Annotated in this window: 14 protein-coding genes; 6 read left to right on the top strand and 8 right to left on the bottom strand. The window is 69.0% G+C overall.

Annotated elements, in window-relative coordinates:
- Positions 1-8 precede the first annotated feature (8 nt).
- The 6 genes from E2F46_RS13250 to E2F46_RS13225 form a co-directional block, all read right to left on the bottom strand.
- Positions 9-296, bottom strand: a complete 288-nt coding sequence (locus E2F46_RS13250; RefSeq protein ID WP_133322830.1) for a GIY-YIG nuclease family protein — start codon at positions 294-296, stop codon at positions 9-11.
- Complete coding sequence (locus E2F46_RS13245) at positions 296-2,491, bottom strand: hypothetical protein (RefSeq protein ID WP_133322828.1); 2,196 nt, start codon at positions 2,489-2,491, stop codon at positions 296-298. Before E2F46_RS13245 ends, E2F46_RS13250 begins: the two co-directional genes overlap by 1 nt.
- A gap of 39 nt (positions 2,492-2,530) precedes the next feature.
- Complete coding sequence (locus E2F46_RS13240; RefSeq protein WP_165967470.1) at positions 2,531-4,111, bottom strand: serine hydrolase; 1,581 nt, start codon at positions 4,109-4,111, stop codon at positions 2,531-2,533.
- A 266-nt stretch (positions 4,112-4,377) separates the two neighbouring features.
- Positions 4,378-6,018 (bottom strand): chaperonin GroEL, encoded by a 1,641-nt coding sequence (gene groL / locus E2F46_RS13235; protein ID WP_133322824.1) that lies wholly within the window; start codon positions 6,016-6,018, stop codon positions 4,378-4,380.
- Between the two features lie 108 nt (positions 6,019-6,126).
- Positions 6,127-6,417: a co-chaperone GroES gene (groES, locus tag E2F46_RS13230; RefSeq protein ID WP_133322822.1), complete on the bottom strand. Its 291-nt coding sequence runs from the start codon at positions 6,415-6,417 to the stop codon at positions 6,127-6,129.
- A 192-nt stretch (positions 6,418-6,609) separates the two neighbouring features.
- Complete coding sequence (locus E2F46_RS13225; RefSeq protein ID WP_133322820.1) at positions 6,610-7,116, bottom strand: acyloxyacyl hydrolase; 507 nt, start codon at positions 7,114-7,116, stop codon at positions 6,610-6,612.
- A 166-nt stretch (positions 7,117-7,282) separates the two neighbouring features.
- Here E2F46_RS13225 and cutA point away from each other — a divergent pair, with 166 nt between their 5' ends.
- Genes cutA through E2F46_RS13210 form a run of 3 tightly spaced genes read left to right on the top strand, consistent with a single transcriptional unit; the run spans position 7,283 to position 10,592 of the window.
- Positions 7,283-7,612 carry a divalent-cation tolerance protein CutA gene (gene cutA / locus E2F46_RS13220; RefSeq protein WP_133322817.1) on the top strand — a complete coding sequence of 110 codons (330 nt, stop codon included), beginning with the start codon at positions 7,283-7,285 and terminating at the stop codon, positions 7,610-7,612.
- Positions 7,609-9,999, top strand: a complete 2,391-nt coding sequence (locus tag E2F46_RS13215; RefSeq protein ID WP_133322815.1) for a protein-disulfide reductase DsbD domain-containing protein — start codon at positions 7,609-7,611, stop codon at positions 9,997-9,999. Before cutA ends, E2F46_RS13215 begins: the two co-directional genes overlap by 4 nt.
- A complete protein-coding gene (locus tag E2F46_RS13210) occupies positions 9,996-10,592 on the top strand; it encodes a TlpA disulfide reductase family protein (protein WP_133322813.1) in 597 nt (198 codons plus the stop codon). The genes E2F46_RS13215 and E2F46_RS13210 overlap by 4 nt, the downstream gene beginning before the upstream one ends.
- A gap of 24 nt (positions 10,593-10,616) precedes the next feature.
- Here the strand turns inward: E2F46_RS13210 and E2F46_RS13205 are convergent, their stop codons facing one another.
- Both E2F46_RS13205 and E2F46_RS13200 read right to left on the bottom strand, forming a co-directional pair.
- On the bottom strand, positions 10,617-10,895 hold the full coding sequence (locus E2F46_RS13205; protein ID WP_279512687.1) for a glutathione S-transferase family protein: 279 nt from the start codon (positions 10,893-10,895) through the stop codon (positions 10,617-10,619).
- Between the two features lie 12 nt (positions 10,896-10,907).
- Positions 10,908-11,243, bottom strand: coding sequence for a glutathione S-transferase N-terminal domain-containing protein (locus E2F46_RS13200; protein WP_133322809.1), 336 nt, complete (start codon positions 11,241-11,243; stop codon positions 10,908-10,910).
- 211 nt (positions 11,244-11,454) lie between these two features.
- On the opposite strand from E2F46_RS13200, the gene aroQ reads away from it, so the two are divergent.
- Genes aroQ through accC form a run of 3 tightly spaced genes read left to right on the top strand, consistent with a single transcriptional unit; the run spans position 11,455 to position 13,807 of the window.
- The gene (aroQ, locus tag E2F46_RS13195; protein ID WP_133322807.1) at positions 11,455-11,901 is read left to right on the top strand and encodes a type II 3-dehydroquinate dehydratase; all 447 of its coding nucleotides are present in this window, start codon (positions 11,455-11,457) and stop codon (positions 11,899-11,901) included.
- Between the two features lie 42 nt (positions 11,902-11,943).
- A complete protein-coding gene (accB, locus tag E2F46_RS13190) occupies positions 11,944-12,429 on the top strand; it encodes an acetyl-CoA carboxylase biotin carboxyl carrier protein (protein ID WP_133322805.1) in 486 nt (161 codons plus the stop codon).
- Positions 12,430-12,439: 10 nt separating this feature from the next.
- Complete coding sequence (accC, locus tag E2F46_RS13185) at positions 12,440-13,807, top strand: acetyl-CoA carboxylase biotin carboxylase subunit (RefSeq protein ID WP_133322803.1); 1,368 nt, start codon at positions 12,440-12,442, stop codon at positions 13,805-13,807.
- Positions 13,808-13,882 lie beyond the last annotated feature (75 nt).

The following is a 13,882-nucleotide window of genomic DNA, read 5'->3' as shown; positions in this document are numbered from 1 at the left end:
CGCGGTGGTCAGGCATCCACCGCAAAGAACCCCAGCTTGCGCGGCTTCGGCAGGCGCTTGAGTTGCCATTCCGCCCGCGAGGCGGCGGCACGGTCCGGATAGCCGCGCATGGCCAGCAACCGCAGCGGACCGCGGCCGCGGGTGTAGCGCGCACCGCGGCCTTCGCGATGCGCCTGCAGCCTGGCATCGAGATCGTTGGTGATGCCGGCATACCAGGTGCCATCGCCGCATTCGAGCAGGTACACGCACCATGTGCCTGCGCCATCGACCGGCGCGTCCGCGGGTGCCGATGCCATCATCGCAGCAGGTTCGGCCGGCCGTCATACCACTGGCGGGCATTGCGTACATGGAACTGGCGGCGCCCGCCATCGAGTTCCACGCCCACGCCCAAGCGCCCCCAGCCGACGAGCAGATCGCCACGCGGCCGCGCGCCCTGCAGGTGCAGGCGGGCATCCACGGTAAAACGGTCGTTCGCGGCGCGCGCGCGATCCAGTACCAGTGCATCGCCGCGCCACTGCCAGCGGCCTTCGGCGCGCGCCTCACCAGCATCGACCACGCGGCCGATCCATGCAGGATAGTCACCGCGGTCAGCGAACAGCGACAGCAGGAAGCCCACGTCCTGCATGCGCATGCGCACGCGGCCGCCGGCCGACGACGGCTGTTTCCACGCCACGCGGCCGTCGTCGAGGTCCACCACCGCCCACCAGCCGCTGCGCATGGTGCCGCTGCGTTCGGTGAACGCCACGTTGCGCAGCTCCACGCGGCTGCCGCCCAGCGCGAACTCGCCGCGCTGCAGGTTGCCGCGGCGCAGGCGCGCATCCAGCACCAGGTCGCCACGCAAGTCGAGGTCGGCGACCGCCAGTCGCGCGCCACGGCCGTCCACGCGCAGGGTGCCGGCGCCCACGTCGCCATCGGCGTCCACCTGCAGGTCGCCGGTCAGCAGCCCGCTGCCGCCGCGGAAGCGCAGGCGGTCGTTGGGCAGGTACGGGTTGAACACGGTGAGGTCGGGAATGCGCGCCTGGCGGAAGCGCATGCGCGCCTGCAGCGTCTCGCGCATGTGGTCGAGCCGGGCATCGGACACCAGTTCCACGCGCAGGTCGTTGCCGCTGACGAACTTGCGCCCCGGCGTCGCCAGCGGCGCGGCATCGAACCGCGTCATCGCCACCTCGACGCGCGAGCGCGAGGAGCCGTCGGAGGCGGCCTCGATCACCGCATCGGCGCGCGCGTTGCCATGGAACACGTTGCCCAGCACCTCCGCTTTCGCCACCACGTCTTCCACGCGCAGCCGGCTGCCTTCGGCCAGGCGTCCCTGCGCCAAACGCAGGTCGGCATCGACGCGACCGCTGCCTTCCAGCCCCAGCCAGTCGGCATGCGCGAACAAGGCCAGCATCCCGCCGATCGACGGCACGTGCCAGCGCCCGCGCACTTCGCCGGCGGCCGTGGCCAGTCGCGTGCGCCAGTCGCCGGTGGGCAGCGTGGTGTCGGGCAGGCGCAGGCTGGCCTGCAGCGCGACCGGATGGCCTTCGCGTTCCGGCACCGTTGCTTGCAGGTGCAAGGCATCGTCGACATCGAGCGCGATGTCGAGCGTGTTCTCCAGCGACACGCCGCCCGGTTCCCGCGCGTGCAGCGGCGCGTGCACGCGCAGCCGGTCGCCCGGCGACAGGCGGCCCTTGTCCAGCGCCAGTCGTGCTTCGACGCGGCCTTCGCCCGGAACGGCATCGAAGTGATAATTGCCTGCTTCGTCCAGCTCCGAGCGCCATCCAACGGCGGTCGCATCCAGTGCCAGCGTGGCGGCGAACAGGTCCAGCTTCGCCATGCCCGGGTAATCGGACGACAGGTGCGAGGCCATCGAGAACGCGGCATCGATGCGCGCATCGTGCAACCAGGTCTCGCCGTCGCGCGTGGCGCTGAGGGACTCGAAGGACGCGGTGGAGGGAAACAGCTCAGCCGCACCGCCGCGGAACTCCTTGCTGAAACCGACCTCGGCACGACCATTGCCGCTGAGCATCCAGTCGAACACATCGCCACCACGGATGGAGTCGCTGTGGATGCGGTCGATGCGCAACGTCCAGCCGCCGGGCTGATGCGGCGGTGGCGGGATGTCGGCCTCGGCACGCCCGACGCTGCCGTGTACCGCATCGGCCTGCACCCACGGCACGTGGACCTGCTTGCGCAGCAGCGGCCAGAGCGCGATGCGGCCACGGACGCGGTCGGATTCAACCGACCACTGCGTGCGCCGCACATGGCCCTGCATGCGCACCTCGCGCAGCACCACGCGCCCCGGCCAAAGCGTGTGTCCCCCAGCCCACGCCATCTGGAATTTCTCCGGCTTGCCGTTGACCAGCGACTGCGCCAGCGACGCATGCAGGAACAGGTTGCCAAGCAGCAGGTAGGCGGCGTATGCCAGCAGCGCGGCGATGGCACCCCGGCGCAACCGTCGTTGCCATCGCGGCGAGGGCTGGTGGGTCCTTTTCCGGCGGGTCGTGTCCATGCGCGCAGGATGCCCGAAGGCCGCCTGCGCCGGTAGCGGTCAGTCGACCGATGGTTCGCGCAGGAAGGTCGCAACGCGGCGATACGACGACGGATATGCACCCACCTGCAGCAGATCGGGGCGCAGGTTCCATTCGATGTGCAGTTGCTCGAAGCCACCGTCGCGGCCACGGGTGAACCAGACGAACTCCTCGCGCATGGCGCGGTTACGCCAGACCGCACGGAAGGTGTCGTGGTGCCAATGTTCCAGGTCCGCGACCTGCAGGTCATCGCCCCACAGCTGCAGCACCAGCCGGCCACGCTCGACGCGCACCTCCGCATCGGCGTACAGCGGATCGGCGTAGCGGCCGGCGAAGGTCGACAGCGGGCCGCCGGGTCGCGTGCCGGGGATGCGTGCGGCGTGGATCGCGTCGCGTTCGGCCCGCACCTTCGCCTTGCGGTCGGTGTACGCGGCGAACGACGCGGCGTGCCAGTCCTCGCCGTCCACGCCGAGGTAGGCATCGACGATGGTGCGCGCCAATGCCGTGGTGAACCCGGTATGCACGTTGGCGCTGACGAACACGCCCAGGTTCTCGCCCGGCAGCAGGTACACCAGGCTGTTGATGCCGTCGACCGAACCGGAATGCTGCGACACCGTGCGCCCGCGATGGTTCTCCAGCCGCCAGCCCAGTCCGTAGGCCGCCAGCGGTTCGTGCGCGCGATGCGCGACCAGGCTCTGCGCGCGGTGGAGTTCGCGGACGGTCTCCGGCGCGAGGATGCGCACGCCATCCACCGTACCCGGCGTGTCGCCGAGGTTGAGCCGCATCCAGCGCGCCATCTCCACCGCGCTGCCATGCACCGAGGCCGCAGCCGCCACGCCATCGAAGTCGCGCTGCGCGATGGCGACCACCTCGCCGTCGATCTCCTGGTGCGGCATGGCGACGTTCTCGCCGGGTTGCAGCTGGGCGAATGCGGCCAGGCTGCGCGACATGCCGAGCGGCGCGAACAGCCGCTGGCGCACGAAGTCCTCCCACTGCATGCCGGTGGTGGCGGGCACCAGCTCACCGGCCACCATGTACAGTTCGTTCGAGTACACCCAGCCGGACCGGAACGGCTGTTCCAGCGGCAGATACTGCAGGCGTTCGATCTGTTCGGCGCGGGGGCGCGCGGAAATCCAGCGGATGCGGTTGCCGCTGAGCCGACCCAGGCCGACGCGATGCGCCAACAGGTCGCGCACGGTGGCCTGCGTGGTCGCCACCGGGTCGTGCAGGCGGAAACCCGGGATGTGGTCGATCACCGGATCGTCCCAATCCAGCTTGCCCTCGTCCACCAGTATCCCCAGCGCCGCCGCGTTGATCGCCTTCGACACCGAGGCCACGTTGAACAGCGTGTGCTCGTCCACCGGCGCCGGCTGGCCCAACCGCCGCACGCCGAATCCGCGCGCCCAGACCACCGCATCGTCCTTGACCACGCTGACCGTCAGCCCCGGGATCTGCCAGTCGCGCATGCCGCGTTCGACGGAGGCTTCGATGCCCTCCAGTTCCGGCGGCGTAGCGGTTTGCGCGAACGTCGCCACAGGCAGGCCGGCGAGCAGCAGTGCCAGCAACCCTGCGCGCAACAGTGTGGGTGCCGTCAGGAACATTGTCGGCATACGCCTTGGCATGCGGGGAAGCGGCATGGAAACCTTCGTTGTCCGGCGACGTCATCGAGCAGGGTACATGTTGTATTGCGACACAGTGCAACGTCGAGGGTTGCGATCCGGCTACCCACGTTGGCGCCACGCGCACTCCATGCAAACGAAAACCCCGCCTTGCGGCGGGGTTTCGGTGTTGCGAAGCGTCGGTTGTCCCACCCCAACCCTCCCCCCGCACGCGGGGGAGGGAGCGGTGCGGACGGTCGGGGGGCGGATCAGAAATCCATGCCGCCCATGCCGCCCATGCCACCGCCGCCCGGCATCGCCGGTTCTTCCTTCTTCGGCAGCTCGGCCACCATCGCTTCGGTGGTGATCATCAGGCCGGCGATCGAGGCCGCGTTCTGCAGCGCAGAACGGGTGACCTTGGTCGGGTCCAGGATGCCGAACGCGATCATGTCGCCGTACTCGCCGGTCGCGGCGTTGTAGCCGTAGTTGCCCGAACCGTCCTTGACGGCGTTGAGCACCACGCTCGGCTCTTCGCCGCAGTTGGTCACGATCTCGCGCAGCGGGGCTTCCATCGCGCGCAGGGCGATCTGGATGCCGTGGTTCTGGTCCTCGTTGGCGCCCTTCAGGCCGTTGATGGCCTGCAGTGCGCGCACCAGGGCCACGCCACCGCCGGGCACCACGCCCTCTTCCACCGCCGCACGCGTGGCGTGCAGGGCGTCTTCGACGCGCGCCTTCTTTTCCTTCATCTCGATCTCGGTCGAGGCACCGACCTTGATCACCGCCACGCCGCCGGCCAGCTTGGCCACGCGCTCCTGCAGCTTCTCGCGGTCGTAGTCCGAGGAAGTCTCTTCGATCTGCGCCTTGATCTGCTTGATGCGGGCTTCGATGCCAGTGGTCTCGCCGGCGCCGTCGATGATCGTGGTGTTCTCCTTGGAGACCTGGATCTTCTTGGCGCGGCCGAGGTCGGCGATGGTCGCCTTCTCGAGCGACAGGCCGACTTCCTCGGAGATCACGGTGCCGCCGGTCAGCACGGCCATGTCTTCCAGCATCGCCTTGCGACGGTCGCCGAAGCCCGGGGCCTTGACGGCGCAGACCTTGACGATGCCGCGGATGGTGTTGACCACCAGGGTCGCCAGCGCTTCGCCTTCGACTTCCTCGGCGACGATCAGCAGCGGCTTGCCCGCCTTGGCCACGCCTTCCAGCACGGGCAACAGGTCGCGGACGTTCGAGATCTTCTTGTCGTGCAGCAGGATGAAGGGATCGTCCAGGTCCGCCGACATCGACTGCTGGTTGTTGATGAAGTACGGCGAGAGGTAGCCGCGGTCGAACTGCATGCCCTCGACCACGTCCAGCTCGTTCTCAAGGCCCGAGCCTTCCTCGACCGTGATCACGCCTTCCTTGCCGACCTTCTTCATCGCGTCGGCGATGATGGTGCCGATCGACTCGTCGCTGTTGGCCGAGATGGTGCCGACCTGGGCGATCGCCTTGTCGTCGGCGGTGGGCTTGGACAGGTTCTTGAGCTCGGCGACGGCGGCCTTCACGGCCTGGTCGATGCCGCGCTTGAGGTCCATCGGGTTCATGCCGGCGGCAACCGCCTTCGAACCCTCGCGGATGAACGCCTGCGCCAGCACGGTGGCGGTGGTGGTGCCGTCACCGGCGTTGTCGGAGGTCTTGGACGCGACTTCCTTCACCATCTGCGCGCCCATGTTCTCGAACTTGTCGGCAAGCTCGATTTCCTTGGCGACGGACACGCCGTCCTTGGTGATGGTGGGGGCACCGAAGCTCTTCTCGAGCACGACGTTGCGGCCCTTCGGGCCCAGGGTTGCCTTGACGGCATTGGCGAGCGTGTTGACGCCGCGCACCATCTTGGAGCGCGCGTCTTCGCCGAAACGGATTTCTTTAGCGGCCATGGAAGTATCCTCGAATGTGTAGGGCGGGCTCGAGCCCGCCACAAGGAATTGAAGTGTGGTGATGGCGGGCCAGGGCCCGCCCTACGGGCAAATCAGAAGACGCCGCGATCAGCCGAGGATCGCGAAGATGTCGTCTTCCTTCACCACCAGCAGGTCGGTGCCGTCGAGCTTCACCTCGGTGCCGCTGTACTTGCCGAACAGCACCTTGTCGCCGACCTTGACCACCGGCGCGCGCACGTTGCCGTTGTCAAGCACCTTGCCGGCGCCCACGGCCACGACTTCGCCCTTGATCGGCTTCTCGGTCGCGGAGTCCGGAATCACGATGCCGCCGGCGGACAGCTTCTCTTCTTCCATGCGCTTGATGACCACGCGGTCGTACAGCGGCTTGATATTGCTCATGTTCAACCCTCGCAAGTGATTGATTGTTAATGAAAACGGGTGGCGATGTTAGCACTCGCACATGACGACTGCCAGCACCGCGGGCGCGACAATCCCGGCCAGCCGGGCGTGTCCGGGATGTGGGACTGCCCGCCCGGCTTTCAAGGGGGCGGCAGGATTATTTTTCGCGGGGCCGATCCGCGCGTCGGGCCTCTAGAACCGCCACGCCCCCTGCAGCATGGTCTCGCCATCGTTCGGCTGGCGGATGCTGGCATTGGAGATGTGCCGTGCCAGCAGCGAGAACCGGCCCCAACGCCAACCCACCGTGGTGATGAACTGGGGGTTGCCGGACAGCGCGTCGGTCTCGCCCACCTGCAGGCCAATGCCGAAGCCGGTGGTGAAGCCGTTGTCGGTGCGCTCGTAGCGGTAGCCACCGTGGACCACCGTGACCAGGTGGTTGAGGTCGTAGGAGGTGTTGTCGCGCGGTCGCACATGGGTGGCGCCGACTTCCCAGCGCAACTCGCCACGTTCGCCGAACGGGCGCCATTCCGGCAGCCAGGCCAGGGTGGCGATGGGCGTGGTTTCATTGCTGCGGGTCAGCGAAACGCCTGCAGCCGCCTCCACCTGGGCGAAGGCGGGGGCGGCGAGGCCGACGGACAGCAGGCACGCGGTGCGCAGCAGGTGTCGCATCCCGGGCACGAGACGCTTGCACTCTTCCATGGAGGCGGGGATGTGTGGGGGGGCGCAAAGAATAAGCCCTGCCGGGGAAGACGGATTCACACCCGCAGTGGCATGGACAGCACGCAGCGTTCCGGTGCGCGGTGCCGGGGTCGGTTCGCATGACGTGAGCTACCCTATCCGGCCCTTCAATCACGCCTGACACCCCGTGACCGCCCTGCTCTGCCTCTGCAGCTGCCCCGACGACGACACCGCCGACCGCATCGCCGATGCGCTGGTGGCCGGGCGCCTGGCCGCCTGCGTGCAGGTGCTGCCGGGGATGACCTCGGTCTATCGCTGGCAGGGGCGGGTGGAGCGGGCGCGCGAGGTGCTGCTGCTGGCGAAGACCACGCAGGCGCGGTTCGATGACTTGCGCGCGCAGATCGTCGCCCTGCATCCGCATGACGTGCCCGAGGTGGTCGCGCTGGACATTGCCGACGGCTTGCCCGCCTACCTCGACTGGGTCACGGCCGAAACCACGCCGGAGCGCGCCGGATGAGTCGCTCCCTGCGCGCGCATCGCTGGTGGCTGGCATGCCTGCTGGCGCTGGTATTACCGGCAGCCCCGGCACTGGCCATCGACGAGGGCGACCTGCTGCCGGTGGACGAGGCGTTCGTGCTGTCGGCGCGCGCATTGGCGCGCGATCGCATCGAGGTCGACTGGCGGATCGCCGAGGGCTACTACCTCTATCGCCATCGCACCGCCGTGCAGGTGCAGGGCGGTGGCTTCGATGCACAGCCGCTGCAGTTGCCGCCGGGCACGCCCTACACCGATGAGTTCTTCGGCGATGTCGAGACGTATCGTGCGCGGCTGACGGCCACGCTGCCGGGCACGGCCGAAGCAGCGGCCAGCACCGTGCGCCTGCAGGTGCGTTACCAGGGCTGCGCCGATCTTGGCGTGTGCTATCCGCCGCAGACGCGCACGCTGCAGGTGCGCCTGCCCGCCGCGGCTGCCGCGTCCGGCGATACCGGGTTCGCGGCGCTGGGACGCACGCTGTCGGGTGGCAGCGCGGCCTCGTCCCTGCTGGGCGTGCGCGCCGACGGCACGGCCGACGCGCTGCCGCTGCCACCGGAACGCGCTTTCGTGTTCGAGGCGATCCCCGGCGACGGCAACACCGTGCTGATGCGGTTCACGCCGGCCAAGGGCTATTACCTCTATCGCGACCGCAACAGCTTCCGCCTCGAAGGCATGGCAGGCATCAGCGCCGGCACGCCGCGCTGGCCGCGGGGCGTCGCCCACCATGACGACCACTTCGGCGATGTCACCGTGTACTTCGATGCGGTCGACGTGCCGCTGCCCGTCCGCCGCAGCGTGGCCGAGGCTGCCGACGTCACGCTCACCGCGACCTTCCAGGGCTGCCAGGCCGAAGGCATCTGCTACCCGCCGATGACGCGCAGCGTGCGGCTGTCGCTGCCGCCGGGCCGCGTGGAGACGCCCGACGATGTCGCCGCGGCGCGCGCGGCCGAAGCCGCCTCGACGGCGGTGGAACCGATGTTGCCGCTGGCTGAGGTGCCGACAACGGCATCCGCTGACGCGTCCGCGGCCGGCGACACCGCTGCCGCAAGGCCGGACGGGACAACGATCGCCGCGAGTCCCGGCGTCGAGTCCGATCCCGACGCCTCCGCAGACAACGCCGTCCGCACCGCCGCGCCATCGCTCGCCGCAACCTTCCCCGCCGGCGGCCTGTTCGGCGCGCTGCTGCTCGCCCTGCTTGGCGGCCTGCTGCTGAACCTGATGCCGTGCGTGCTGCCGATCCTCTCGCTCAAGGCGCTGGGCCTCGCGCAGTCGGGCGAGAGCCGCAAGCGCGCGCGCGGCCATGCGCTCTGGTACACGGCCGGCGTGCTGGTCGCCTTCGCGGCGATCGGGCTGCTGGCGCTGGCGCTGCGTGCCACCGGGCAGGCGCTGGGCTGGGGTTTCCAGTTGCAGCAGCCGTGGTTCGTGGCGGCGCTGGTGTACCTGATGTTCGCCGTGGGCCTGAGCCTGTCGGGCGTGTTCTCGCTGGGGGGCGGCGTCGGCACCCTTGGCAGCGCGCTGGCGACGCGCAGCGGACCGGTCGGCGACTTCTTCACCGGCGTGCTGGCCTGCGTGGTCGCCAGCCCCTGCATCGCACCGTTCATGGGCGGCGCACTTGCGTTCGCGTTCGCGTCGTCGGCATGGCTGGCGCTGGCGGTGTTCCTGATGCTCGGCCTCGGGCTGGCGCTGCCGTTCCTGCTGATCGGATTCGTCCCTGCACTCGCCAACCGCCTGCCGAAACCCGGCCCGTGGATGGACACCTTCAAGCGCGCGCTCGCCTTCCCGATGTACCTGACCGCGGTGTGGCTGGCGTGGGTGCTGGGCAAGCAGCGCGGCGTGGATGCGATGGCGCTGGTTGCCGTAGGGCTGGCGCTGTTCGCGCTGGCACTGTGGTGGCGCGAAAGGCAGCGCTTCGGCAGCGCCAGCGGGGCCGGTCGCGTGCTGGCGCTGGTGCTGCTGGTCGCTTCGCTCTGGCCGATCGCGCGCGTCGGCACGCTGCCGCCGCCGGCGCGTGCCGTCGCTGAAGAAGGCACGGTCGCCTACTCCGCCGAGCGCCTGCAGGCCCTGCGCGACGAGGGCCGCGTGGTGTTCGTCAACATGACCGCCGACTGGTGCGTGACCTGCAAGGCCAACGAGCGCCGGGTGCTGGCGCGCGCGCCGTTCCGCGAGGCCCTGCAGGCGGCCGATGCGACCTACATGGTCGGCGACTGGACCGATGTCGACGACCACATCGGCGCCTATCTCGCCCGGCACAATGCAGTCGGCGTGCCGCTGTACGTGGTGTATCCCGCCAGTGGCAGCGATGGCGAGGTACTGCCGGCCATCCTCACCGACGACATCGTGGTGTCGGCACTGCAGCGGGCAGCGCGATGAAGGTCACGCCGCTGCGCGTGGTGGCCTTCGCGGTGGTCGCCGGACTGCTCGGCCTGGTCGCCGGGCTGTGGATCAACGGCCCCGGCCCGCTGCTGGGCACCGAGTTCGGGCAACGCATGCTCAACGACGCGATGCGCGCCACCGCCGACACGCCCGAAGGCGTGCCGGTCGCCCGTCGTGGCGAGGCCATCCCCGCCGTCGAAGTCGCCACGCTGGACGGCGACACCCTGCGCCTGCCCGAGGCCTATGCCGGCCAACCGGTGCTGATCAACCTGTGGGCCAGCTGGTGCGGGCCCTGCATTGAGGAAATGCCGGAACTGGACCGCTATGCCCGCGAACAGGGTGCGGACGGCGTGCAGGTGCTCGGCATCGCGCTGGACGACCGCGACGCGGTGGAGGATTTCCTGGAGCGCATCCCCGTGGCCTATGCCATCGCCCTCGACACGCCGGGGCCGGCCGATGCCGGGGTCAAGCTGGGAAACCCCCGCGGCGTGCTGCCCTACACGGCCCTCGTCTCGGCCGATGGCCGCCTGCTGAAACAGAAGATCGGTCCGTTCCAGCACGGCGAGATCGATGGGTGGGCGCACCCCTAGCAGGCTGTGGGCGATGTATCCCGGTCAGTCCAGGCCCTCGAACGGGCTGCGCCAGGCATCGAGGTCCATCAGGCGGGCATGCCAGTCTTCGATATGGCGATACCCGTCCAGCGGGAGCCGGGCTTCCGCCGCAAACGGCAATACGGACGCCACGCGGAAATCGGCATAGCTCAGGCGGTCTCCGACCAGCCATGTCCGGCCGGCCAGGGTCTCGTCCAGCACCGCCGCGAAGGCATGGAACTCCTGTCCTGCGCGCTCCAGCGCCTGCGCATCCGGGCCGCGGCCGAAATGGCGCGGCGCGATGATGTGCTCGGTTTAGAAGACATTGGCCGCGCGGGTGAAGTGGTGCCCGCCCCAGCTGACCCATTGCAACACCTCCTCGCGCCGCTCGGCCGGCCAGAAGCGCTCATCGAGCAGGGTCGCCAGCCGCAGCGCGATGGCGTCGGTTTCCCACAGGCTGCGGGATGGCTCCACCAGCACGGGCACCCGGGTATTGGGGTTGATCGGGCGGAACGCTTCGCGGTCGCGCCCCATCGGATCCACGCGCACGTAGTCCAGCGGGGCCCGGAGGTAGCGCCCCACGGCCACCGCCACCCGCGGATTGAGGTTGTGCGAGTAATAAAGCGTGCCCAGGCGTTCATGATCGGGCATCGAAGTTCTCCTGTCGGCCTGCAGGGCCGCCCGCAGGTTACGGCGATCCAGCGCCGACTGGATCGACAGCGGCGAACAGGCCCGTGCGTGGCGCCGCTCGGTGATTAGAGTCGCAACTCAAACAACTGCTTAAATTCCGCCAACGTCGGCGAACTGGACAGTAATGGACGGTTGGCCCAGACTGCGCGCCATTCCCGCGACCGGTCGCCCGATGGCAACGCTGCTCGTCCTGCATGGTCCCAACCTCAACCTGCTCGGTCTCCGCGAGCCGGAAGTCTATGGCCACGCCGACCTCGCCAGCATCGATGCCGACCTCAAGGCCCGGGCCGAAGCCGCCGGCCACACGCTGGCAAGCTTCCAGTCCAATGCCGAGCACGCCCTGGTCGACCGCATCCAGGCCGCCCGCGGCGACGGCACCGACTTCATCCTGATCAATCCCGCGGCCTTCACCCACACCAGCGTGGCGATCCGCGACGCGCTGGCGGCAGTGGCGATCCCGTTCATCGAAATCCACCTGTCCAACCCGCACCGGCGCGAGCCGTTCCGGCACACCAGTTATGTCAGCGACCTCGCCGTCGGCGTGGTCTGCGGCTTCGGCGCGTTCGGCTACGGGCTGGCGCTGGACGCCGCCCTCCACCAGCTCGACGCCGCCGGCTGACCGCCCCCATCCCGTTCGCAACAAGGCATCACGAGGCCATCCATGGACCTGCGCAAGCTCAAGAAACTCATCGAACTGCTGGAAGAATCGAACCTCGCCGAGATCGAGATCAAGGAGGGCGAGGAGTCGGTGCGCCTGTCGCGCGGCAGCAGCGCCGCGCCGGTGATGTACGCAGCGCCCGCCGCCGCAGCGCCCGCCGCGCCGCGCGCCGCCGAGCCGGTGATGCCGATGCTGTCGCCGGTCGATGGCGCCACCGGCGGCCGCGAACCGGCCGGCGGTTCCGCGCTGCCGCCCGGCCACGTGGTGAAGTCGCCGATGGTCGGCACGTTCTATGCGTCGCCTTCGCCGGACAAGCCGGCGTTCGTGGCCGTCGGCCAGTCGGTCAAGGCCGGCGAGACGCTGGGCATCATCGAGGCGATGAAGATGTTCAACCCGATCGAGGCCGACACCTCGGGCACGATCGTCGCGATCCTGTGCGAAAGCGGCCAGCCGGTCGAATTCGACCAGCCGCTCTTCGTCATCGGCTGAGGCCTTGGCCATGCTCGATAAAGTCGTCATCGCCAACCGCGGCGAAATCGCGCTGCGCATCCTGCGCGCGTGCCACGCGCTGGGCATCCGCACGGTCGCGGTGCATTCCACCGTCGACCGCAACCTCAAGCACGTCGCCATGGCCGACGAGTCGGTGTGCATCGGCCCGGCGCCGTCGCCGAAGAGCTACCTCGACATGGCCAGCATCATTGCCGCGGCCGAGGTCACCGACGCGCAGGCCATCCACCCCGGCTACGGATTCCTCAGCGAGAACGCCGACTTCGCCGAGCGCGTCGAACAGTCCGGCTTCATCTTCATCGGCCCCAAGGCCGAGACCATCCGCCTGATGGGCGACAAGGTCGAGGCGATCCGCGCGATGAAGGACGCCGGCGTGCCCTGCGTGCCCGGCAGCGGCGGCCCGCTGGGCGACGACGCGGCGACCAACGTCAGGATCGCCGCCGAGATCGGCTATCCGGTGATCGTGAAGGCCGCGGGCGGCGGCGGCGGGCGCGGCATGCGCGTGGTGCATACCGAAGCCGCACTGGTGAACGCCATCGCCACCACCAAGCAGGAAGCCAAGGCCGCGTTCGGCAACGACATGGTCTACATGGAGAAGTTCCTGGAGAACCCGCGCCACGTGGAGATCCAGGTGCTCGCCGACGGCCAGGGCAACGCCATCCACCTCGGCGAACGCGATTGCTCGATGCAGCGGCGCCACCAGAAGGTCGTCGAGGAGGCGCCCGCACCCGGCATCACGCCGGAGCTGCGCGCCCAGATCGGCAAGGTCTGCGTGGAAGCGTGCATCCGCATCGGCTACCGCGGCGCCGGCACCTTCGAGTTCCTGTTCGAGGACGGCCGTTTCTACTTCATCGAAATGAACACCCGCATCCAGGTGGAACACCCGGTCACCGAACTGGTGACGGGCATCGACCTGGTGCGCGAGCAGCTGAAGATCGCGTCGGGCCAGAAGCTGACGATCAAGCAAAGCGACATCGTGCTGGGCGGCCACGCCATCGAGTGCCGCATCAACGCGGAGGACCCGGACACCTTCCTGCCCTCGCCCGGCCTGATCCAGCACTTCCACGTACCAGGCGGCCCCGGCGTGCGCGTGGACTCGCACATCTACGAAGGCTATGCGGTACCGCCGAACTACGACTCGATGATCGGCAAGCTGATCGTGCACGGTGCCGACCGCGAGCAGGCGATCGCACGGATGCGCGTGGCGCTGAGCGAAATGGTGGTGGACGGCATCAAGACCAACATCCCGCTGCAGCAGCGGATCATGGCCGACGCCGGCTTCCAGGCCGGTGGACAGAACATCCACTACCTCGAGAAGCGGCTGGCGGAGCGCAAGGAAAAGGCGCTGTCGATCGGGTGATATCGGCGGCCATCAGCGTTGATGCATGACACCTTGCACTACACCCGGTGTCGGGTCGGCGCGCCCGCGGAGAAG

The organism is Luteimonas aestuarii, assembly GCF_004357985.1.
GTDB lineage: Bacteria > Pseudomonadota > Gammaproteobacteria > Xanthomonadales > Xanthomonadaceae > Luteimonas > Luteimonas aestuarii.
The sequence above is the reverse complement of the archived record's forward strand: the minus strand, read 5'-3'. Positions and strand labels throughout refer to the sequence as shown.

Excerpts from the sequence above, each read along its gene's own strand:
- E2F46_RS13250 (WP_133322830.1), bottom strand. The coding sequence starts at position 296 with ATGGCATCGGCACCCGCGGACGCGCCGGTCGATGGCGCAGGCACATGG.
- E2F46_RS13245 (WP_133322828.1), bottom strand. The coding sequence starts at position 2,491 with ATGGACACGACCCGCCGGAAAAGGACCCACCAGCCCTCGCCGCGATGG.
- E2F46_RS13240 (WP_165967470.1), bottom strand. The coding sequence starts at position 4,111 with ATGTTCCTGACGGCACCCACACTGTTGCGCGCAGGGTTGCTGGCACTG.
- groL (WP_133322824.1), bottom strand. The coding sequence starts at position 6,018 with ATGGCCGCTAAAGAAATCCGTTTCGGCGAAGACGCGCGCTCCAAGATG.
- groES (WP_133322822.1), bottom strand. The coding sequence starts at position 6,417 with ATGAGCAATATCAAGCCGCTGTACGACCGCGTGGTCATCAAGCGCATG.
- E2F46_RS13225 (WP_133322820.1), bottom strand. The coding sequence starts at position 7,116 with ATGGAAGAGTGCAAGCGTCTCGTGCCCGGGATGCGACACCTGCTGCGC.
- E2F46_RS13215 (WP_133322815.1), top strand. The coding sequence starts at position 7,609 with ATGAGTCGCTCCCTGCGCGCGCATCGCTGGTGGCTGGCATGCCTGCTG.
- E2F46_RS13210 (WP_133322813.1), top strand. The coding sequence starts at position 9,996 with ATGAAGGTCACGCCGCTGCGCGTGGTGGCCTTCGCGGTGGTCGCCGGA.
- E2F46_RS13200 (WP_133322809.1), bottom strand. The coding sequence starts at position 11,243 with ATGCCCGATCATGAACGCCTGGGCACGCTTTATTACTCGCACAACCTC.
- aroQ (WP_133322807.1), top strand. The coding sequence starts at position 11,455 with ATGGCAACGCTGCTCGTCCTGCATGGTCCCAACCTCAACCTGCTCGGT.
- accB (WP_133322805.1), top strand. The coding sequence starts at position 11,944 with ATGGACCTGCGCAAGCTCAAGAAACTCATCGAACTGCTGGAAGAATCG.
- accC (WP_133322803.1), top strand. The coding sequence starts at position 12,440 with ATGCTCGATAAAGTCGTCATCGCCAACCGCGGCGAAATCGCGCTGCGC.